The sequence below is a fragment of the Moritella viscosa genome (assembly GCF_900120065.1).
GTDB classification, from domain to species: Bacteria; Pseudomonadota; Gammaproteobacteria; order Enterobacterales; family Moritellaceae; genus Moritella; species Moritella viscosa.
Genome location: NZ_FPLG01000130.1, coordinates 1 through 782, shown reverse-complemented (window position 1 = coordinate 782; position 782 = coordinate 1). Strand labels below are relative to the sequence as shown.

The 782-nt window shown below is 35.2% G+C and carries 1 protein-coding gene; it reads right to left on the bottom strand.

Annotated elements, in window-relative coordinates:
* Positions 1–399 precede the first annotated feature (399 nt).
* Complete coding sequence (locus BT797_RS20625) at positions 400–606, bottom strand: hypothetical protein (RefSeq protein WP_075473327.1); 207 nt, start codon at positions 604–606, stop codon at positions 400–402.
* Positions 607–782 lie beyond the last annotated feature (176 nt).

The following is a 782-nucleotide window of genomic DNA, read 5'->3' as shown; positions in this document are numbered from 1 at the left end:
AGTTAGTTCGCTAGATTTCAGGTAGCGAACCATTTCCGTTAACTCTGTAGATAGGTTAACTTTTATGGCATTTTGGGCCAGGATAACAAGGAGAGATCTTAACGTCCTGGCGACACTAACAGGTTGCGAGCAATAGCGCTGTAAAGCTTACATCTCGTTGAGATAAGTGATACTACCGCGCCACTTCGTTTTATTACTTACTATCAGCTAGACCATACAATTCAACTGGCGTCAGTATTTAATATCCATTTATACAATATGTAGATGCAAATTATAAACGTAATGATCAATATTATTTTTAAAAAAATCATACAACCCCTTGCTTACATAATATGCGTTATGCACAGTTATATTATATTGGCCTTTTTAGTTTATGGTCAAATTAGCTATACCACTACATTAAACATCTAGCTTCGATACTTCATCAACAGCACTATTTAATGCTTTGATTACTTTTGACTTTTCAGATACTGATATCCAACTATAAACTGCATTCCCCATTATCCCTGTTTGAGCTCTTTTAGCATACTCTTCAATATCAAGCCCTGCTTTTTTAGCTTCGGCAATAAAAGCCTCTAAAGCTTGTCCAGTTACATCTCTATTCATTTTGTCTTCCTTGAGTTAACTACCAGTGCACTTTACATCAAAGCACCTCATTATAGGTATTTAATATATTCATTACAACTGAAAATTTTATTGGAATATTTTTATAGCTGAAAGCTATGAGCCAGGAACAATTATTGGTGGGCGTTATTTCGCTAGATTTCACGTGGCGAACCATT

Excerpts from the sequence above, each read along its gene's own strand:
- BT797_RS20625 (WP_075473327.1), bottom strand. The coding sequence starts at position 606 with ATGAATAGAGATGTAACTGGACAAGCTTTAGAGGCTTTTATTGCCGAA.